This window comes from Leptotrichia sp. oral taxon 417 (genome assembly GCF_013394865.1).
GTDB lineage: Bacteria > Fusobacteriota > Fusobacteriia > Fusobacteriales > Leptotrichiaceae > Leptotrichia > Leptotrichia wadei_A.
In genome coordinates this window covers 1,831,399-1,853,088 of record NZ_JABXYV010000001.1, presented here as the reverse complement: position 1 = coordinate 1,853,088, position 21,690 = coordinate 1,831,399, and the positions used below count along the sequence as shown (strand labels likewise).

Genomic DNA, 21,690 nt, shown 5'->3' with positions numbered 1-21,690 from the left:
ATTTTAAATTTCATTTACATTATACTTTAAATAATATAATTTTACAAGTTTATAAATTTAGAGAAAAATGACTGAAGAAAAGTTTATGTTTAATTGTTTTCTTCTATAAATTTATGAGTTTTAAAAATTCTTTCCATTTCTTTTTTAAATGTTGGAGATCCGACTAAATCATATTGTTTTTGTGTAGGCTTCTTGCATACTGCCGCATAGTAAAATTCATGGATTTTATCTTTTTTGCCATTAATATCACGAAGCCCTGCTTCACCTAGCATTTCGTTAAATTGTTTAATTATATTTTGGACTTCAGTTAAAGTATGTGGCATTTTTTTGCCATCTTTTATATAGCTTTCTTCCATGATCATAGATCCAATTGGAATACATGCATCCACATCTTGTCCATCTTTATTATAAAATCTTCCCCATTCTTCTTCAGACATAAAAAGCACGCCTCTTTCATCTCTGTAAGGTTCTGCTATTCCAAAGGCTGAAAATGCCAATAATCCCAATAAAATAAGTTTTTTCATTTTAAATCTCTCCTTTTTTTATTATTTGTCAAAATTTATAAATCGCATTAATACAATATTTTTCGATTTTAATTTTACTGTGTTTTCTAAGATAATTATACTATATCTTTCCTAAAATTCCAAATATTCAGCTTTAAAAAATTTATTTTTCAAAAAACTATTGCTAAAAGTCAAAAAAAAATATACAATATAAACATTATAAATACTTTATTTAAATAAAAAAAATGAATATAGAAGGAGAAGATATGAGATTATCGAAAGCATTTTTAAAAACATATAAAGAAGCACCAAAAGAGGCAGAAGTTATAAGTCATAAATTGATGTTGAGAGCTTCTATGATTAGACAATTGACAAGAGGAGTTTATAGCTATTTGCCATTGGGATATAAGGTTTTGAAAAAAATTGAGAATATTGTTAGAGAGGAAATGGATAGAGCTGGGTCGCAGGAAATTTTAATGCCAGTGTTGCAACCGGCTTCGTTGTGGGAAGAGTCTGGAAGATGGTTTGCTTATGGTTCGGAACTTATGAGAATGAAGGATAGAAATGAGAGAGAATTTGCGTTGGGACCTACGCATGAAGAAGTTGTTACGGATATTGTTAGAAATACAATTACTTCGTATAAAGAATTGCCGTTTAACTTGTATCAAATTCAGACAAAATTTAGAGATGAAATGCGTCCAAGATTTGGTCTTATGAGAGGAAGAGAGTTCTTAATGAAAGATGCCTACAGTTTCCATTTAACAAAAGAATCGTTGGATGAAGAATTTTTGAATATGAAAAATGCATATTCTAGAATTTTGGAAAGAATGGAGTTAAAATTTAGAGCGGTTGATGCGGATTCTGGTTCGATTGGAGGAGATGCTTCAAATGAATTTATGGTACTTGCTGAAAATGGAGAAGACGATATTTTATACAGTGACTCATCAGATTATGCTGCAAATGTTGAAAAAGCTACGAGTATCATTGAATTGAAGGAAAGTTCAGAGGAAAAATTGCCAAAAGAATTGGTTGAAACGCCTAATACTAAGACAATTAAGGAATTGTCAGAATTTTTGAATATTCCAGAAGAAAAAACTGTTAAGGCGGTTATGTTGAAGGAAGTATTGGAAGATAAAGTAAATTATGTGTTGGCACTTATTCGTGGAGATCTGGATGTAAATGAAATTAAATTGAAAAATGCAGTGAATGCTTCGATGGAATTGGAAATGATGACTGAAGAAGAATGCGAAAAATTTGGGATTGTTCCTGGATTTGCGGGATCTTATGAGAAAAAAGAAGGACTTACAGTTGTTATTGATGAAACTGTAAAATATGTGAAAAATTTTGCATTGGGAGCAAATAAAAAGGATTATCATTTTATTAATGTTAATTTGGAAGATTTGCATTATGATGTAGTTGCTGATATTAGAACGGCTAGAGCGGGAGATATTTCGCCAGACGGGAAAGGTGTGCTAAAAATTGCTCGTGGAATGGAAGTTGGACATATTTTTAAATTGGGAGATAAATATTCAAAAGCGTTAGATGCAAAAGTTTTAGATGAAAATGGTAAACAGCAAGTAATCCAAATGGGATGTTACGGAATTGGTGTTTCAAGATTGATGTCGGCTGTAATTGAGCAAAAACACGATGATTTTGGAATTATTTGGCCAAAATCAATTGCACCGTATATTGCAGATGTGATTATTGCTAATGTAAAAGATGAAACACAAGTAAATGTTGCTGAAAGAATTTATGAGGCGTTGAAAAATGAAAATATAGATGTTGTTTTAGATGACAGAAATGAGAGAGCAGGATTTAAGTTTAAAGATGCTGACTTAATTGGGTTTCCACTTAAAATTGTAGTTGGAAAAGGTGCAGCTAATGGAATTGTGGAAGTTAAAGATAGAGCAACTGGAGAAAGCGTTGAAGTTAAGGTTGAGGAAGTTGTTAATTTTGTGAAAGAATTTTTGGCGAAATAATTCAAGAAGTATACTCATTTGAGTGGAATTTTATTTAAAAATTTAAAAATAATAAAAAAGATGACTTTAGATTAATCTTTCTGAAGTCATCAATTTTTTTCATATTAAGTAAAAATTATTTGCCAAAATAAGCTATTGCTTCAATTTCTACTAGTACTCCTTTTGGTAGCTTATCTACAGCAAAAGCTGATCTTGCTGGATATGGTTCAGTAAAATATTCTGCATAAATATTATTTACTGTCACAAAATCATCAATATTGTCTAATAATACAGTTGTTTTTATAACATTTCCTGTTGACAATCCATTGTTTTCTAAAATTGCTTTTAGGTTTTCAAGCACTTGTCTTGCCTGATCTTCAACTGTAACAGCTTCAACTTTCTGATTTTCAGGATTAATTGCAATTTGTCCTGAAATATACAAAAAATCTCCAGCTTTTCTAAATGCTGAATAAGGACCAACTGCTTCAGGTATTTTTTTCATTTTTTCCTCCTAAATTTTTATATTTTTAAATTTTTACAATTTCATTTTATCATATTTTTTCAATATTAAAAAGAGATTTATCAATTTTTTTGACATTAAATTATTTTATTCTGGTGAATATCCAAAATTTAATAAATATCTCCAGCTTTCTCCCGGTACTTTCGCAAATCCAAAGTAAATCGGTATTGTCAAGGCTTTTACTCCAATTCCGAATTTATAACTTTCCTTCACGTCATTGCCAAAACTGTAACTTTTTCCAGAAATATTTGCTCTTGAATAAGTTGTATCCAAATATACAAGATTTGATAAATTATATTGAGCTTTTAACTTTCCTGTAAAAATACTTCCGCCACGAATTTTGTCAGCCGGCATTCCTGCAAATTCCAATGAATTATCAGCAGTTCTTATTCCTCCCATTTTGGGCTTGTATGTTTCAGGAATGTCTTTTCCGTAAGATGTCAAATAGGCTATTCCAGGAGTAATCGTTACTTTTTCGCCAATTGGAATATTAATTTCTCCGCCTGCATACAGTGAGTTAAAGTTAGCATGCTTTGAATTTGCCAATGTGTAATTTGAAAATAGGTAAATTCCTTTTGTTGCAAAGTTAAGGCTGTCTCTTGTATCGTAATTTAGCTTTGCTTCAAAATACGGAAATGGTTTTCTCACATTTTCAGCATTATTTTCATGTTTTTCCACATCTGATATCTGATAACCTCCACCAATTGAGAATAGCAGATTTTTATACACTTCTACACCTATTCCCGTTCCAATTTTAAATTTTCTGTTTTCAAAACTGAAATATCCATTTCTATATTTTTGATTTTCAATAATATCACGTTTATATTCAAATTCTCCATAAATTATTGCCTTTGAATTTTTTCCAAGCTCTGCGGTTGCTCTTCCTTTTGCTCCATATTCATTTGCAACTGTTCCACTTACTGAATATCTGACATTTGTATTATTTATAAGCTTGCTCCCTTGGAAACCTACATTTACAGTAGCCAAATCCTCATTATTTATATTTCCTGAAAGCGTTAAATAATCGCTTGGCTTTTCCTGAACATTTATTATAAGGTCGTTATCCTTCACTTCATAATAAACAGTTGTAAAATCACCATTCTGATAAATATTATTAACAATCTTCTCCATATCCAGCCTTGTTAAAGTTCCAAGCTTTTTAGGAAAAAATTTATCAAAATATGCTCTTGTATATTTTTTATTTCCATCAATTACAATTCCGGTAATATTATATTCATCCTTCCAAGTCTGCCTAAATTCTTTTCGTTTTTCCTCTAATTTTTCATAAAGCTCAGGGTTTGATAATTTTCTGATTTCGTTTATATTTGCCCTTGCCACAGCCTCCCCAGCCGCAATAATATCTTTAACTTTTAAAAAATCATAAGCTTCAAACTTTTCCAAGTCAGGTTTCATATACAAGTCAAGCATCCGGATTTGCCGTTCAACTTCCTGTCTTCCTGCAATCGTTGTTGCATCTGAAATTACATCAATCAGATTCATTTTCGATTCATCCCTTTTTGTAAATCCATCTCCCACGTTTACTCCAATTGTATAGTCAGCTCCAAGCACCTTTACATCTTGAACTGGCAAGTTTCGCACTACTCCGCCATCAATGTAAAGTCTTTTTCCATCTCGTATCGGAGCAAAAACTGATGGAATTGACAGGCTTTCCCTTATTGCTGTTGCAATCGAACCTTTATCAATCATTACGCCTTCTCCAGATTCCAAATCAGTCGCAACTGCCGCAAATTTTCTTGGGAATTTTTTAAAATCTTCAACTCCCAGTGCACCGTAAAAAAGTTCATTTAATCTCTGGCTAGCTGTTTTTCCGCCAACAGCCCCACTTGGTAATTTTGGCATAAAGTTTTTTATCGGAATTACCGTACTATTTTTATCTTCAATCGAGTTTCTTACAGCTCCTTTATCCTTTCTTTCGATTTTATCGTTAAAAAGGCTCATCCAGTCCATGCTGACCGCTATTTCCTCAATTTCGTCCGGAGTATATCCAACACTGTACATTCCTCCAATAATACTTCCCATGCTAGTCCCTGTTACATATTCTATCGGCACCTTTTCTTCATCCAGAACTTTTAATATACCAATGTGGGCAAGCCCTTTTGCAGTTCCTCCGCTAAGTACCAGCCCAATTCTTTTGTCTTCCTGATTAATTACATTTTTTCTATTGGCATCGTTTTCTTTGTTTTCAAGATTTTTTTTAATGCCATTATTTTCATTATTTTTTAAATCCATATTTTTTTTTAATTCAGATTCTTTTTCGTTATTTCCATTATCACTTTTCAAATTCCTATTATTTTCATTTTCCAGAGCAACGTAGTTTTCAGATTTCCAGTTTTTTTCATTTTGAGTTTTTTCATTTTCAGACAATCCAAAAGCATTTACCAACAGAAAAATAATAAAAAAACAGATTGCCTTCTTCTTTCCAGTCACTGCCTAATCTCCTCCATTCTTTATTCATTTATAAGATTTCAAATAATTCTTCTAATTTTTTTACTTCATATTTTGGAACTGATCCAGTATCATTCACAATATTTTTAAAATTTACCCAGCAAGTGTCAATTCCGGCATTTTGCGCACCTTTTATATCAGCCTCCAAAGAATCGCCAATCATTATTGCAGATTTTTTATCCGATATTCCAAAATATTCCATTGCACATTCAAATATTCTTTTATCAGGCTTATTCACTCCAACTTCTTCAGAAATAACAATTTTATCAATGTATTTTGCAATTGCTGAATTTTTTATCCGTGAATGCTGAACTTCCTTTATACCATTTGTAATAACTCCAACTTTATATTTAGAATGTAAATATTCACACAGTTTTTCAGTCGCCTCAAATGGAAAAACTCCTTCTCCCAGTTTTTTTAAATACAGTTTACTTACCTCAATCGAATCATACTCCAAGCCAAATTCCTCAATTATTTTTTCAAATCTCAAAACTTTCAGTTTATCCTTATCCATTTTCCCCTTTTCCAAATCCTTCCACAACTGTAAGTTTATCTCTTTATACCGTTTCCTTATTTTCTCATAATTTTCTTCAATTTTTTCTTTTTCAATCTGATTTACTTGAAAAAATCCCATTTTTTCAAATGTTTTTCTAAATGCTGAATCTTCCGTCTTTGAATAATCAAAAAGCGTATCATCCAAATCTATCAATACGAGTTCATATTTCATTTTTATTTTCTCCTTTCATTTTTATTCCATAGTCATTTGTAGAAGTCTAAAATTTTTAATATTTTTATTGAGTATTTCTGAAATAAAGCTCTAATATTTTAAATAAAATACTGTATTTATCGAGTTTTTGTCTTATTATTTTTACAATTGCCTATTTTAATTATTTATAAAATATTATTATGTTATTTTACATTTAAATAATAAATTTGTTATAATTCCTATTTTTGATGGGGTTTAGTATTAATTATAATTTAAAATTTATTTAGAAGCGATGCTATAATTATATCACAATTTGATGAGAAACTTAATTTTAAATATTAATAAAAATTACAAAAAAGGGCAAAAATCTAACTAATGCCCTTTTTATATTTAGATTCAAAATAATTTTTTGAATTTTTTTCTATTTTAATTTATTTTTGAAAATCCTTCTAATCTTAGTCTTGAATCCATTTCTTGTGAATTCATTTCTCCATTTAGATTTGAATCTGATGTAATAGTAGCTCTAGTTGCTGAAATTATTTCATTATTACTGTTCTGCATAAGATTTGAAAGTTCCAAATAATCATATTCAACAGCTTTTCCGTCATAATACATATTTCTAGACTTTATTTTGCTGTATATCCTTAATATAGCTTGTCCATTTGAATCTTTTCCTGAATACATTCCCAAAATTTCATATAATGTTGAATAGTAATCTGTCCTTCGTCCCAATTCTGATATAAAATAGTTTTCATATAATTTTTTTATTTGCGATAAATTTTTAACTTCTGAAATATCTTTTACAGGATTAGGAAGATCACTAACTTTTATTTCAAATTTATCATTTATAACTTTGATTTTATTAAACTTTGCTAATCTTGTGTCATAAATTGCATTAACTTGTATAACATCTCCATTTTGAATAGCTTCACTTTTAGAAAGTTCAAATTTTATATTAGCTTTATCTAAAAAATTTTTTAATTTTAAATTGGAACTTTTTTTGGATTCATCCCCAGTTGCTTCTTTTGGCAAAATTTCCGCTTTAGCTTCTCCAGAAATTCCATCCACATTTACTGTATAATAATTACTTATGTCAAATTTATCAATAAATATGTAGTTTGTTGCTACATAATATCCAATTATTGCTACTACTATCCCTATAATGATAAAAATAGTTGTATTATTATTTTTTTTATTGTTATAATTATAATTTTGATTTTCATAATTTCCATTAAAATTTTGATTGTTAAAATTATTATAATAATTTTGATCATTATAGTATGGTTCATTGTAATTATTATTTCCATTATTGCCATAATTCATATCATCATTATGTTCATTATAATTATTGTATCCATTAGAGTTTCCGTTACTATAATTCATATCATAGCCTTGATTATTATAATTCTGATTTTTTTCATTCATACTTACTCCTATTTTTACAAAACTTTGTAAAACGATTATTTAATGCTTTTTATTTATCTATAATTTTGATTATTATAATCATTATTTGTGTTATTGTTCCAGTTTTCATTATTATTGTTGTTATTGTTGTTATTGTTGTTATTGTTGTTTTGGTTATAGTAATTATTATTATTTTTCATAACTTTATTTTTCATTGTTCTAAATTCTCTTTGTATATCTTGCATTTCAAATTTTTTATTTCTAAATATTAAGAAAAAATTCGTAACAACTGCGATTAATGAAAATACAAGAAGAACTATAAAACAAGTTTTTATCATAAATATGTCTGGAACAGTATTAAAAATATCTGCTGAAGCTCCTAGATCTCCCATACCTAAATTCGCTAATGAACCTGTTAATTTATCAATAAAATCTGTATATTTAATTTCAGCGATACCAGCAATACAAAATATTATTACTGATAAATAATTTATATTTTTAAATTTAAATAAATTATTTGTCTTACGGAGTTTTAGAAAGATTAATATTAGTAATACAAATAAAGCTATAAATATATATTTTAAAGTATTACGAATGGATAAAACCTCTAAAGAAGTAGTTGCTGATTTTCCTAAAAATGCTTTCAATGGAGCTGGCATTTCCGACGAAAAATATGCTGAAATATTTGAAATAAGACCACTTTTTTGTAAATCCATAAATTGCATATAAAGTGCTATTCCTTTTATTGTTATCCAAGCAACCAAACCAAATACAACCGTACTTATCCAAAACATTAATTTTAAGAATAATTTATTTTGTGGATTATCTTTTTCAAGTATTGAATCCAAAAAAGATTTTTGATTATTAAAATTATTGTTTTGATTCATATTTGGATTATAGTTTTGATTATTTTGATTCGGATTCATATTATTGTAATTAGAACTATTATGGTTATAGCTGTTTTGGTTTTGATTCATGTTATTGTAATTCTGATTTTGGTTATTTTGGTTCATAGGATTAAAATTTCCATTATTCCGATTTTGATTATTTTGGTTCATAGGATTAAAATTTCCATTATTCCGATTTTGATTATTTTGATTCATAGGATTAAAGTTTCCATTATTTCGATTTTGATTATTTTGGTTCATAGGATTAAAGTTTCCGTTATTTCGATTTTGGTTATTTTGGTTCATAGGATTAAAGTTTCCATTATTCCGATTTTGGCTATTTTGGTTCATAGGATTAAAATTTCCGTTATTTCGATTTTGATTATTTTGGTTCATAGGATTAAAATTTCCATTATTCCGATTTTGATTATTTTGATTTCCTGTTTCAAAATTATTTTTTTCCATTTTTTACTCCTTTTAATTTTTTATTTTATTCTTTTGATAATATTAATTCAGCTAATTTTTTTTCATTAGGTGTTATTATATTTTCGCTATATGAAGTTCCTTTATACCAGCTTTTTCTAGAAAAATAGTTTTTGTATTTTTCTTTTTTAAAAATATATCCTCTTTTGGCATATATTGTATTTCTAATAATAGAAAGCTGACTGCTTGAAAAATTATTTAAATAACTCTCATTTCCTTTATTAATGACTTCGTCATAGACACGATCCAATGTTGCTAGATCTTCATCAGAACTTTGATTATTACTTGTGTTATTATTCTGAGAAGGCGCAGATGTAGATGTAGATGTACTCTGATAGTTTGTCGCAGTTTCTTGAGTCATTTCATTATTTGCATTTGTATTTGTATTTGTATTTATTTGAGCATTTGAAGCACCTTGTATATCTGTAAAAATGCTTTTGAACACTTTTAACATATCTTTACTGAATCTTGGGAAGATTTCTTCTTTTTCGCCCATAAATACTAAATATCTGTAATTTTTTTTATCCCCTTTATATTGTCTTTCAGTTATAATTATATAATTGTCGTCTTCTCTTAAAGAATAATTATAAATAAATATTTCATCTTTTTTATCAACGATTATTTCATTCTTATTATTATTTTCACTTTCACTTTCAGTTTCATTGTTTAGACCATCTTTGATTTTTTTTGTACTCTCTGAGAAATTATATATTTTTCCAAATTTTTTTATTTTACCTGAAAATTTATTTGAAAAATCAAAATTATCTTCATACTCTCCATCTACATAGTTTACTTCTTTTATCAAGCCATTATTTTCATCATATATAATTTCATTTTCATAACCAGAATTTGATTTTGTTTTTACATATATAGCTTTATTTCCAGCTGTTTTTCCAATTTCTACATTACCATTTCTTTTTAGTTCATATACTCCTTCCATCACTCCGTTACTAAATGTAAAATATCCACTATAACCTTCATTTGTTGTAAATGTTACTCTTCCTGTAAAAAGTTGTTTATTATAGTATAACAGTTCATTTTCAATTGAAAAATTAACTGCATCTAAAGGAACTGTAATACCTGTGTATTCTTCATTAATTTGCTCTTTTTGTTTTTTTTCTTCATTTTCTTGTTTTTCTTTACTTTTACTATTCGTTTTGTTTTTGTTTCCAAAATTGAATATATTATTGCAAGATACAGCGAATATAAAAACAAAAATGAGGATTAATATTTTTAAAAGCTCCTTTTTTTTAGTTTTTAACATACACTTCCCTCCTTCTTTTTTATTGATTTTGTTAAATTAATTTTTGATATTTTAATTTGTCTGTTGAATATTTTTTATTTATGAAATGAGATTATGTAATATTTTGTTTTAACTTAATTTTTCTATATAATAATATCCAACTTTTTAATAAAAGTCAATACTAAAAAAGAAAAAATTAAAGTAAGAAAATAAATGAGAATATATATTGAAAATTTGTAAAAAATATACTAAAATTATAGTGAAGATTTAACATTCAGAAAGGAGATGCGAGTGAAAGCGATTTTAAGAAAAGTATCATTATTGGCAATTACAGTTTTAACGGCAGCTTCGTTGAACGCCTCTAGCATTATAATGGGGAATCGTAACAATGCGGCAAAAGTTAATAATCAGAAAGTAACAAAAAATAGGGAGTTAAGAGGTGTATGGGTAGCGAGTGTAAGCAACATCGACTGGCCATCTAAAAAAGGACTTAGTGTAGATCAGCAAAAAAGAGAATTTTTAACAATTCTTGACAATGTAAAAAAATGGAATATGAATGCAGTATTTGTACAGGTAAAACCGACATCGGATGCCTTTTATCCATCAAAATACGCACCTTGGTCTGAATATTTGACAGGAACTCAAGGGGTAAATCCTGGATATGATCCATTAAAATTCATGGTGGAAGAAGCGCATAAGAGAGGAATCGAATTTCATGCATGGTTTAATCCATACAGACTTTCGACATCTGGATCAAGAGATAAATTATCAAAGGATAATATTGGACGTAAAAAGCCTGAATGGACTGTTTCTTATGGAGGACAGCTTTATTTAAATCCAGGGATTCCTGAAGTTGATGACTATGTTGTAGACAGTATTGTTGAAGTTGTGAAAAATTATGATGTTGACGGTATTCACATGGATGACTATTTTTATCCATACAAAGTTAAGGGGCAGGAATATCCTGATTCAGCACAATATCAAAAATATGGTAAAAATTTTGCAACAGTTGGAGACTGGAGAAGAGATAATATAAATAGACTAATTGAAAAATTGCACAAAGCTATAAAAAATGAAAAAGAAAATGTGGAATTTGGAATAAGTCCATTTGGAGTATGGAGAAATGCTTCTACTGATCCGTCAAGAGGTTCTGACACAACTGCAGGTGTGCAAAATTATGATGACTTGTATGCAGATATTTTACTTTGGATGAATAAAGGATGGATAGATTACGTTGCACCTCAAATTTACTGGAATCAAGGATTCAAAGCTGCTGAATATAATACGCTTGTAAAATGGTGGAGCAAATATGCTGGACAAACGAACACAGATTTATATATTGGGCAAGCAGCTTATAAAGTAAACGACTGGAAAAATGCAAAAGAGTTAATAAATCAAGTTAATTTCAATAGAACTTATCCAGAAGTAAAAGGAAGCATATTCTTTAGCTACAAGTCATTACTGACAAACCCTAAAAATGCTACAAATAGCCTAGCTCAAGGGCCTTATGCCAATATTGAAAATCAATAATTTTTAGAAAAAGTAATTTTTTGAAAAAAGAAAATAAATTTAAAATTGAAATTTAAAAAATCAAGAAAAATCAGTATCAGAAGAGTTTTTAAAACTTAATAATGGTACTGGTTTTTTATTTTATATTTTTTATAAATTTGCACTTTCATAGGTTTTATAGTATAATAACTTATTGTGAAAAAAAAAATTAGATCGAGGTGATAATGTTTTATGGTGAAGATTAACATGGATATGATCCAGACAATCGGGTTGGCAGTTATTCTGCTTTTAATTGGAATGAAGCTTAGAAAAAAAATTCAATTTTTTGAAAAATATTGTATTCCGGCTCCTGTTATTGGTGGATTTTTATTTTCAATAATCGTTTTTATTTTTAGACAGACAAATGTAGCTCAAATTAAATTTGATGATACGCTTCAAAAGTTTTTTATGGTAATGTTTTTTACAAGTGTAGGATTTAACGCCAGTCTTAAAGTATTGAAAAAAGGTGGAAAAAAGGTTGTTATGTTTTTATTTGTTGCGGCGGGATTATGTGTTATGCAAAATGTTGTTGCAGTAGTGCTTTCAAAATTTGTGGGAATTCCTCCACTGCTTGCGTTAATGACTGGATCGACTCCAATGACTGGTGGACACGGTACTTCAGCAGCTGTTGCACCTACAATTGAAGCTCTTGGTCCAATATATAAAGGAGCAAATGCGATTGCAATTGCATCGGCAACTTTTGGGCTGATTATAGGATCTGCGATGGGAGGGCCTATTGCTAGCAGACTTATTAATAAGCATAAGTTATTGCCTGAACATTTTACGAAAGATGGAGTAAAGCACGGTGATGAAGATATAGATGAGGAAGTTTTAAAAAGACAGAAGCCTTATCTTGACGGAGAGCGTTTTTCAATGGCGTTTTTTTATATTTTAATTGCAATGGGGATCGGTTCATATTTATCAATGTTTATTGATTATCTTATGAGTTTTACAAACTTTGAAGCACATTTTCCTATTTATATCGGACCAATGATTATTGCGGCTATTATTAGAAATATTTCTGACAATGTAAAGGCTCTGAATGCTCCAATCAAGGAAATAAGCATTCTTGAAGATGTGGCACTTAGCTTGTTTCTAGCAATGGCACTGATGACTTTAAGATTGTGGGAACTTATTGACTTGGCGCTTCCAGTATTTATATTGTTAATTGCGCAAGTTGTATTAATGTATGTTTACTTGAACTTGGTAACATTTAAGGCGATGGGATCAGATTATGATGCGGCTGTAATGGTTTCTGGACATTGCGGATTTGGATTGGGTGCGACTCCAAATGGAATTTCAAATATGAAAGCCGTTACAGAAAAATACGTTTATTCTAAAATGGCATTTTTTGTAATTCCAATAGTCGGTTCATTATTTATCGATTTCGTTAATATTAGTATTATTACTGTATTTACACAGTTTTTTAAATAATAAAATGGATAGTTCACAAGATAATAAATTGCTAAATTGTAAATTTTATTTGTTTTATAAAAATAATATAATTTATGAGAGTTAATTTATTTTTGACTTGTGAACTTTTTTTAATTCTTTTCAAATTTTATTTTTTTATTTGTTATAACTGTTAATATTCTTTTTAGAAAAAAAATAAAAGTGATTTAAATAATTTGTCATTTTCTCCCAAAAAATATAAAAGATATGCGGTAAATAGCAGGTTAAATTAAATAATAATAAAATTTGCAAAAAAAATTTAATTGGAGTATAATAAATATATGTAACAAAGTTTTTTAAATCTTTACTCAAAGTTGAGGGAAAGGAGGGAAATCAATGAAAAATAAAATTTTTAAGTTTTTAGGCTTCCTATTTCTTATGATGGTTGTCGTGAATCTGATTTTGTCAGTTATTTCGACATTCTTACCAGTAAAATTTGAGTCACCAAGTTCAGTTGTAGAAGCTCCGCATTATTTTAATTTTGTTCTGGGCGGACTTAAGTTCTCACTTAGTCAAACTGTAATTAATACGTGGGTGCTTATGATTATAATTATGTTTATTGTAGGGGCTGGAACAAAAAAAGCAAGTGTTGAAAATCCAAGTAAAATGCAAATTGTGATGGAAGAGTACTATCACTTTATTGAAAACACTTTTTTAACTACATTTGGAAAGCATAAAAAAACTTATGTTCCGTTTTTCTCGGCATTATTTGCGTTTATAATGTTTTCAAACTTAAGTACATTTTTATTTCCATATATTATGATGGTAGTTAATGAAGATGGAGTTAAAATGGTAAAACCGTTTTTTAGAACGCCGACAGCAGATCCAAATACTACAATTGGATTATCGCTTGTAGTAATTGTACTTTTTCTGGCGGTATCTATAAAGCAAAAGGGATTAAGGGGATATATAAAATCACTATTTGAACCAATGTGGTTTATGTTTCCGCTAAATATTGTGGATATTTTTTCAAAAGTTTTAAATACTTCAATGCGGTTATTTGGAAATATGCTTGCGGGACTTGTAATTGTAGGGCTTTTATATAGCCTTGTTGGCAGAGGTCTGCTTCAATCATTGACACATGATATGTTGAAGGGAAGTTTCTCCTTTTCAGTTGGATGGCCGATGATTATACAGCTTTATTTGGATCTATTCATTGGTATTGTTCAAGCATTTGTGTTTACGATACTTTCATCAGTTTACATAAGTGAAGCATTGGGTGAAGAGGAATAAAATAAAAACTGCAGTCCTGAAATTCTTTTATATGTTCAAAGTTAGTATTTTGTATAAATAAGAGTATTGTAGGGCAAGATTAACTTTATCAAGCAAAAAAATAAAAATAAAAATTAGGAGGATTAAAAATGGCAGGAGTAGAATTAATTAAGGCAGCAGCTTTATTAGGAGCGGGAATTGCAGCAATAGGAGGTGTTGGAGCAGGATTAGGACAAGGGATTGCAACTGGTTATGCAGTAGAAGCAGTTTCAAGACAGCCTGAAGCTAAGCAAGACATTATGCAAACATTAATTACAGGGCTTGCGATTACAGAATCATCAGCAATTTATGCATTAGTAATAGCATTCCTATTAATTTTCTTAAAAGGATAAGACTTAAAAATAAAAAAATAATATTTGGTATTTTTAGAATTTGAATCAAAGTTAGATTTAAAGGAATAAAAAAAGAATTCTAAAAAGTGAAGAGTTATAAAAAAGAAAATAGGATTAATATGTAAAATCAGGTTAATTTCTCAAAGTTAAGGAGTAAATATGGGAGGAAAATTAATAAACATCGACTTTACGATGGCTATTGAAATAATAAACTTTATAGTATTAGTCTATTTTTTTTCACGAACTTTTTCAAAAAAAATCGGTAAAGTTCTAGAAGATAGAAAAAAACTGGCTTTATCTGAAATGGAAATTGTTGAAAATGAAAAAGAAAAACTGGAAGATCAAAAAAAATCAATTGAAAAATTGAAAAAGGAATCTAAAAGACGTGCCAATGATATTTTGATAAAAGCTGAAAGACAGGCTGATGACAGAAAAGATCAAATTATATCGCTGGCTATGAGCAATCGTGAAAGAATGATGATGAAGGCGGAAGCTGATATTGAAAAAATGCGTCAAAATGCTAAATTTGAACTTCAGAAGGAAGTCGGAGAAATGGCAGTTGAACTTGCTGAAAAAATTATCAAGGAAAACATTGACGAAAAGCAGGATAAAACTATAAACAAGTTTATTAATGAGATAGGAGATTAAAATGGCTAATGATGAGATTGCAAAAAGATATGCATCAGCAATTTACAATATAGCAAAATCTTCTGACAGTATAAATGAAGTTAGGGAAGTATTGAATATTCTTAAGGAAAATTACGCGGAGGAAGAGGAGTTCAGGAAAATTTTGGAAGATCCTCTTAAAAAGTTTCCAGAAAAGGAGAAATTTTTGGAAAAATCCTTTAGTCACGTATCTAGCGAAGCACTTGGAATAGTAAAATACATTGTAAGAAAACAGCGGTTATCGTTGATTGGCGATATAAAGGAATATTTTTTGAAACTTTATTATGAGGAAAATAATAAACTTCCAATAACTGCTATATTTGCAAAGGAGCTATCGGAAAAACAAAGGGATCTGTTAGTACAGAAACTTGAAAAAAAATATGGTAAAAAAGTCGTTCTTGACCTTAAAGTTGACAAGGGAATTATCGGTGGAGGAATTTTAAGAATCGGTAATGAGGTTATTGACGGTTCAATAAAAAATCAAATTGATGAAATAAAGAAAAATTTTTAGAAATGGAGGTGCTTTTCTTTGAGAATCAAGCCAGAGGAAATAAGTAAAATAATCCGAAGCGAAATCGAAAATTACAAAAGTTCACTGGATATTTCCAATACTGGAACGGTTTTGGAAGTGGGAGATGGAATTGCCAGAATTTACGGATTAAGTGACGCTATGGCAGGAGAGCTTTTAGAGTTTGAAAATGGAACTATCGGAATGGCACTAAACTTGGAAGAAAGTAACATCGGAGCAGTAATTTTTGGGAAAACACAAGGAATAAAAGAAGGAAGCATAGTAAAAGGATTGGGAAAAGTAGCTGAAGTTCCAGCAGGAAAAGAGCTGCTTGGAAGAGTTGTTGATGCGCTTGGAAATCCTATCGATGGAAAAGGTTCAATAACTGCTGACAAATATATGCCGATCGAAAGACAAGCATCAGGAATTATCGCAAGAAAACCTGTTACACAGCCTATGCAAACTGGAATTAAGGCAATAGATGGAATGTTCCCAATAGGAAAAGGGCAAAGGGAATTAATAATTGGGGATAGACAAACTGGTAAAACAGCAATCGCAATTGATGCAATTATAAATCAAAAAAATAACGATGTTTTATGTATTTATGTAGCAATTGGACAAAAAAGATCGACAGTTGCGCAAATTTATAAAAAATTGGAGGAAGCAGGTGCATTGGAATATACAACTATTGTTGCGGCAACTGCTTCAGAATCAGCGCCACTTCAATATTTAGCACCATATTCAGGGGTTGCTATGGGTGAATATTTTATGGATCAGGGAAAAGATGTATTGATAGTTTATGATGACTTATCAAAGCATGCCGTTTCATATCGTGAAATGTCATTATTATTGAAACGTCCACCAGGAAGGGAAGCATATCCAGGAGACGTATTCTATCTTCACTCAAGACTTCTTGAAAGAGCGGCAAAATTAAGTGATAAATTAGGTGGAGGTTCGATTACAGCGCTTCCAATTGTAGAAACACAGGCTGGAGATATTTCAGCATATATTCCGACAAATGTTATTTCAATAACAGATGGACAAATATTCTTGGAAACAGATCTGTTTAATTCTGGATTTAGACCAGCGATAAATGCAGGAGTTTCAGTATCACGGGTTGGAGGAGCAGCACAAGTTAAGGCTATGAAGCAAGTTGCTTCAAAAGTAAAACTGGAACTTGCGCAATACAATGAATTGCTGGCATTTACACAATTTGGATCAGATCTGGATAAGGCTACTAGAGATCAGCTTAACCGTGGATCTAAAATTATGGAAGTGTTAAAGCAGCCGCAATATAGTCCATACAGAGTTGAAGAACAGGTAATTTCATTTTACTGTGTAACAAATGGATATTTTGACGATGTTCCAAATGAAAAATTGAGAACATTTGAAAAGGATTTAATTGAAGCAATTAGAAATGATTCAAATATTTTAAGTGAAATTTTAGAGAAAAAATCATTAGATGATAACTTGAAGAATGAACTTGATGAATTTATAATTAATTATAAAAAAGAATATGTCTGGTAAAGCAGGTGAAAATATATGGCAGCAAATATGAAGGAAATAAAGGAACGTATTGACAGCGTAAAAAATACCAGTCAAATTACAAATGCGATGAATATTGTATCTTCTACTAAATTTAAAAGATTTCAAGTTCTTACTTTAAAATCAAGAAATTATGCACGTGCTGTAAATGAAGCCTTTGATAATCTAGTTGCAAGCCTTACAGGAAATAAATTTGTAATTTTTGATGGAAAAACTGAAGTTAAAAGGGTTGGAATTATTGTGATGACATCGGATAGAGGACTTTGTGGAAGTTTTAACTCAAATACTTTTAGAAGGCTTGAAAGCATGAAGAAGGAATTCCAAAAGGAAGGCAAGGATGTTTCAGTTATAACAATTGGAAGAAAGGCTAAAGAATATTGTAAAAATCGGGATATTAACGTGGATAGCGAATATACGCAGATGATTCCTGAGACAATGTTTGAAACTGGGAAAAAAATTAGTGAAGATGTTGTGCAGTTTTACTTAAATGATTTTTATGATGAAGTTTATATGATTTATTCAAAATTTGTATCGGCAGTTGAGTATAATATTCAAGTGGAAAAATTGCTTCCAATTGAAAAAAAGGAAGGATTGCCAACAAAGGAATATGTATTTGAGCCATCAGAGGAAGAAGTATTAAATTCATTTGTGCCGCAAGTGCTGAATATAAAGCTGTATCAATCATTGCTTGAAAATTCGGCAAGTGAACATTCGGCCAGAATGTCAGCGATGAAACAGGCTAATGACAATGCTTCTGAAATGATAAGAAACTTGGAAGTACAGTATAATCGTGAAAGACAAGGAAAAATAACACAGGAACTGACAGAAATAATAAGTGGTTCATTAGGTGTACAGTAATTTTTAAATTAATAGAAATATTAACAAAACTAAAAGAGCAGAATTTTAAGAAGGAGGTTAGACTTAACCTATGAATAAAGGTAAATTAGTTCAAGTAATTGGACCGGTTATTGACGTAAAATTTGAAAAGCAGTTGCCGGATATTTACAATGCGCTTGAAGTATATAATGAAAATGGTGAAAAACTAGTAGCTGAAGTTCATGCACACAATGGAAATAATGTTGTAAGAGCAGTTGCAATGTCTGGAACTGAGGGATTAAGACGTGGACTTGAAGTTATAGATACTGGTAAGCCAATTCAAGTTCCCGTTGGAAGATCTACACTTGGAAGAATTTTCAATGTGCTAGGAGAAACAGTTGATGATGGGGAAAAACTTGATGCAGATGTTTTAAGGGAATCTATCCATAAGGATGCTCCATCATTTGAACAGCAAGGTACTGATTCAGAAATATTGGAAACAGGAATAAAAGTAGTTGACTTATTGGCTCCTTACCTAAAAGGTGGAAAAATTGGACTATTTGGAGGAGCAGGAGTTGGAAAGACAGTATTAATTCAAGAATTAATTAATAATATTGCAAAAGGGCATGGAGGACTTTCTGTATTTGCAGGAGTTGGAGAACGTACACGTGAAGGACGTGATTTGTATAATGAAATGACTGAAAGTGGAGTTATCGACAAAACAGCGTTGGTGTATGGACAAATGAACGAACCGCCTGGTGCAAGATTAAGAGTTGGACTTACAGCGCTTACAATGGCAGAATATTTTAGAGATAAGGAAGGACAAAACGTACTTTTATTTATTGACAATATATTCAGATTTACTCAAGCAGGTTCAGAAGTATCTGCACTACTTGGAAGAATGCCGTCAGCCGTAGGATACCAGCCAAACTTGGCAACTGAAATGGGAGCATTGCAGGAAAGAATTACATCTACAAGTACAGGTTCAATTACATCAGTGCAAGCTGTATACGTACCGGCAGATGACTTGACAGATCCGGCTCCAGCAACAACATTTGCCCATTTGGATGCAACTACAGTATTATCAAGACAAATTGCATCGCTTGGAATTTATCCGGCAGTTGACCCGCTTGATTCAACATCAAGAATATTAGAGCCAGAAATTGTTGGAAATGAACATTATAAAATTGCAAGGGAAACTCAGAAAGTATTGCAAAGATATAAGGAATTGCAAGATATTATAGCAATTTTGGGAATGGATGAACTGGATGAAAGCGATAAATTGACAGTAAACCGTGCTAGAAAAATCCAAAGATTCTTCTCGCAACCATTCTCTGTAGCAGAACAGTTTACAGGAATGAAAGGAAAATATGTTCCATTAAGGGAAACAATACGTGGATTTAAGGAAATTTTAGATGGACTTCACGATGACTTGCCTGAACAAGCATTCCTATATGTTGGAACAATTGATGATGCAGTTGCAAAAGCAAGAGAATTAATGAGTGAATAATTAATTTTAAAGATTATATTAAAGAAAGCAGGGATTTAACATTCCCTGTTTTCCCATAAATTTTTTTAAATTTTTAAAAATCACTTTTAAATGGAAGGAGGCTTTATGGCAGCAGAATTTATTTTGGAAGCAGTAACTCCAGAAAGACTCGTTTTTGAAAAGCCTGTCGAATTTGTAAAATTACGTACAGAAAGTGGAGATATTGGAATACTTGCAAAGCATATTAATTATATAACAGCTATTGGTGCAGGAGAGATGCTTGTACGTGAAAAGGACAAGGAAGATGTGACATATTATCTGGAAGGTGGATTTTTAGAAGTTAGACAGGATAAAGTTGTTATTTTGGGAGTAAATATAGTTGAAACAACTAAGGCAGAAGCTGAAAGAATGGCAAGACAAGTTGCTATTGAAAAGGCAAAAAATCAAAAGTTAAAAGAAGATCGAGATATTTTAGGAACAAAAAAACGTATTCAGAGTAATTTGAGCAAAAAGTAAATTTTAAAAAATGTGTTAAAATAGTTTCAAAAAATCAAGTAAATTAAAATAAAAATATTTGAATTTCTCTTTTATTTATGATAAAATATAAACAAAGAAATAAAGTTCTTTTTATGAAGTAGTATTTGGTTTAAAAAATTTTTTAAACAAGGAATAGTAAAGAGATTCTTTAGAAAAAAAGCTAATAATAACAATTTTGTTAGATTTAGCAGTGGTATCCAGTATACCATTTATTAAGATTTAATTTTAATAATAAACTTGAAAAATATAAATTCTTATTTTTTAAGAACTGTTATAAATATTATAAATAAAAATTAAATAAATAATTAATGTAAAGGTGGAATGGGAATGGAGCAAGCAAGAAAAAATAGAAAAAGAACACATTATAGAAATTACATAAATGAAAAATTAGTTGGAAATAAAAGAAAAAGCTTTAAAAAAGTTGAAGAAATAGTTTCTTTTGAAGTTATTGAAAGAGAAATTATTGAGAGAATTTTAGTAAAATGTTTTTTAATAAAAAGAAGCAGAACGTTTTATAGAAATTTCATAAATAGAAAATTAGTTGGAAATTTTGGGAAAAAATATAAGAGAATGTTTAAATCTTTGAATTTTGACTTTGAAAAAATTTCGCCAGATCAAATAAGACGTAGATATGTAGAAACTGAAATTAACCGTTCAAAATTTGCAAAAGGTGTTGAATACGATGGAAACTCAAACCATGAGGATATTTACTTCGATAAAGCTCCATTGCCAGCAGCATATTTTGTTGATGAAATCGTGCTAATGCCAAAAAATCCTACAACATTGTTTATGTATTGGGAAATTCGTGATGATACGTATGAAAGATTATCATCAAATAATGGAGTCATTGACAATGTAGTTATAAAACTTTTCAAGAATGGACAAGAATACAGAAAAATTATAAGACATGAAAGAATAGGTTCACACTATATTACTGGCATTGATGTAAATCAAGATTATGAAGTATTTATCGGATATGAAGATCAGTACGGAAACTTTTCTGAAGTAGCTCATTCGGTACAAGCTATAACACCAAATGACAAAGTTTCAGATAATTTTGACTTAGTATGGGGAACTGTAAAATTAGATGAAAATACAAATCAATTAATAAAATATATAAATACACCAGTTTCTACTCCAGAAGGAAGAGAACTTTTAGGAATACCTGAAGGTTCTTATGTTTCAGAAGAAAATGATGAATTTATAATTGAAGTTATAGAAAGATTGACAAAAGTTGGAGCTTCAGAATCATTAATTGAAAGAAGAGTAGTAAAAGGAAAACTTCCAGGTCTTAGACTTGATATGAGTGGAGCAAGAAGTAGTTAAAATAAATTAAAATGAAAAGGAAGGGAATG

General features: G+C 29.9%; 19 protein-coding genes. 12 read left to right on the top strand and 7 right to left on the bottom strand.

The genetic code is table 11. The features are described from left to right. Positions 1 to 89: 89 nt before the first annotated feature. A complete protein-coding gene (locus HW276_RS08455) occupies positions 90 to 524 on the bottom strand; it encodes a hypothetical protein (RefSeq protein WP_178938136.1) in 435 nt (144 codons plus the stop codon). Between the two features lie 245 nt (positions 525 to 769). Here HW276_RS08455 and HW276_RS08450 point away from each other — a divergent pair, with 245 nt between their 5' ends. Next, positions 770 to 2,482, top strand: coding sequence for a proline--tRNA ligase (locus tag HW276_RS08450; RefSeq protein ID WP_178938135.1), 1,713 nt, complete (start codon positions 770 to 772; stop codon positions 2,480 to 2,482). Positions 2,483 to 2,597: 115 nt separating this feature from the next. Here HW276_RS08450 and HW276_RS08445 read toward each other — a convergent pair whose 3' ends face one another. The 6 genes from HW276_RS08445 to HW276_RS11850 form a co-directional block, all read right to left on the bottom strand. Beyond that, on the bottom strand, positions 2,598 to 2,963 hold the full coding sequence (locus tag HW276_RS08445; protein WP_147004130.1) for a Rid family detoxifying hydrolase: 366 nt from the start codon (positions 2,961 to 2,963) through the stop codon (positions 2,598 to 2,600). Between the two features lie 105 nt (positions 2,964 to 3,068). Next, a complete protein-coding gene (locus HW276_RS08440; RefSeq protein WP_178938134.1) occupies positions 3,069 to 5,429 on the bottom strand; it encodes a patatin-like phospholipase family protein in 2,361 nt (786 codons plus the stop codon). A 28-nt stretch (positions 5,430 to 5,457) separates the two neighbouring features. Next, positions 5,458 to 6,174, bottom strand: coding sequence for a YjjG family noncanonical pyrimidine nucleotidase (locus HW276_RS08435; RefSeq protein ID WP_147004128.1), 717 nt, complete (start codon positions 6,172 to 6,174; stop codon positions 5,458 to 5,460). A 405-nt stretch (positions 6,175 to 6,579) separates the two neighbouring features. Continuing rightward, positions 6,580 to 7,578 (bottom strand): hypothetical protein, encoded by a 999-nt coding sequence (locus HW276_RS08430; protein WP_178938133.1) that lies wholly within the window; start codon positions 7,576 to 7,578, stop codon positions 6,580 to 6,582. A gap of 53 nt (positions 7,579 to 7,631) precedes the next feature. Next, positions 7,632 to 8,909, bottom strand: a complete 1,278-nt coding sequence (locus HW276_RS08425; RefSeq protein WP_178938132.1) for a hypothetical protein — start codon at positions 8,907 to 8,909, stop codon at positions 7,632 to 7,634. Positions 8,910 to 8,934: 25 nt separating this feature from the next. Beyond that, positions 8,935 to 10,191 (bottom strand): YARHG domain-containing protein, encoded by a 1,257-nt coding sequence (locus HW276_RS11850; RefSeq protein ID WP_255460420.1) that lies wholly within the window; start codon positions 10,189 to 10,191, stop codon positions 8,935 to 8,937. 270 nt (positions 10,192 to 10,461) lie between these two features. Here HW276_RS11850 and HW276_RS08415 point away from each other — a divergent pair, with 270 nt between their 5' ends. From HW276_RS08415 to HW276_RS08365, 11 genes are all read left to right on the top strand, one after another. Then, on the top strand, positions 10,462 to 11,700 hold the full coding sequence (locus tag HW276_RS08415; protein WP_178938131.1) for a family 10 glycosylhydrolase: 1,239 nt from the start codon (positions 10,462 to 10,464) through the stop codon (positions 11,698 to 11,700). Between the two features lie 210 nt (positions 11,701 to 11,910). Continuing rightward, a complete protein-coding gene (gene gltS / locus HW276_RS08410; protein ID WP_178938130.1) occupies positions 11,911 to 13,152 on the top strand; it encodes a sodium/glutamate symporter in 1,242 nt (413 codons plus the stop codon). Between the two features lie 354 nt (positions 13,153 to 13,506). Next, positions 13,507 to 14,403: a F0F1 ATP synthase subunit A gene (gene atpB, locus HW276_RS08405; protein WP_178938129.1), complete on the top strand. Its 897-nt coding sequence runs from the start codon at positions 13,507 to 13,509 to the stop codon at positions 14,401 to 14,403. A 128-nt stretch (positions 14,404 to 14,531) separates the two neighbouring features. After that, positions 14,532 to 14,774, top strand: a complete 243-nt coding sequence (gene atpE, locus HW276_RS08400; protein ID WP_018450788.1) for an ATP synthase F0 subunit C — start codon at positions 14,532 to 14,534, stop codon at positions 14,772 to 14,774. A 159-nt stretch (positions 14,775 to 14,933) separates the two neighbouring features. Further along, positions 14,934 to 15,422: a F0F1 ATP synthase subunit B gene (gene atpF / locus HW276_RS08395; RefSeq protein WP_147004122.1), complete on the top strand. Its 489-nt coding sequence runs from the start codon at positions 14,934 to 14,936 to the stop codon at positions 15,420 to 15,422. Between the two features lies 1 nt (position 15,423). Continuing rightward, the gene (atpH, locus tag HW276_RS08390) at positions 15,424 to 15,951 is read left to right on the top strand and encodes an ATP synthase F1 subunit delta (RefSeq protein ID WP_178938128.1); all 528 of its coding nucleotides are present in this window, start codon (positions 15,424 to 15,426) and stop codon (positions 15,949 to 15,951) included. An 18-nt stretch (positions 15,952 to 15,969) separates the two neighbouring features. Further along, on the top strand, positions 15,970 to 17,475 hold the full coding sequence (gene atpA, locus HW276_RS08385; RefSeq protein ID WP_178938127.1) for a F0F1 ATP synthase subunit alpha: 1,506 nt from the start codon (positions 15,970 to 15,972) through the stop codon (positions 17,473 to 17,475). A gap of 15 nt (positions 17,476 to 17,490) precedes the next feature. Next, positions 17,491 to 18,351 (top strand): ATP synthase F1 subunit gamma, encoded by an 861-nt coding sequence (gene atpG, locus HW276_RS08380; RefSeq protein WP_147004119.1) that lies wholly within the window; start codon positions 17,491 to 17,493, stop codon positions 18,349 to 18,351. Between the two features lie 70 nt (positions 18,352 to 18,421). Then, positions 18,422 to 19,819, top strand: a complete 1,398-nt coding sequence (gene atpD, locus HW276_RS08375) for a F0F1 ATP synthase subunit beta (protein WP_178938126.1) — start codon at positions 18,422 to 18,424, stop codon at positions 19,817 to 19,819. Between the two features lie 105 nt (positions 19,820 to 19,924). Further along, positions 19,925 to 20,314 carry an ATP synthase F1 subunit epsilon gene (gene atpC, locus HW276_RS08370; RefSeq protein ID WP_018498553.1) on the top strand — a complete coding sequence of 130 codons (390 nt, stop codon included), beginning with the start codon at positions 19,925 to 19,927 and terminating at the stop codon, positions 20,312 to 20,314. Positions 20,315 to 20,662: 348 nt separating this feature from the next. Beyond that, positions 20,663 to 21,661, top strand: a complete 999-nt coding sequence (locus tag HW276_RS08365) for a DUF4912 domain-containing protein (protein ID WP_178938125.1) — start codon at positions 20,663 to 20,665, stop codon at positions 21,659 to 21,661. Positions 21,662 to 21,690: the final 29 nt, after the last annotated feature.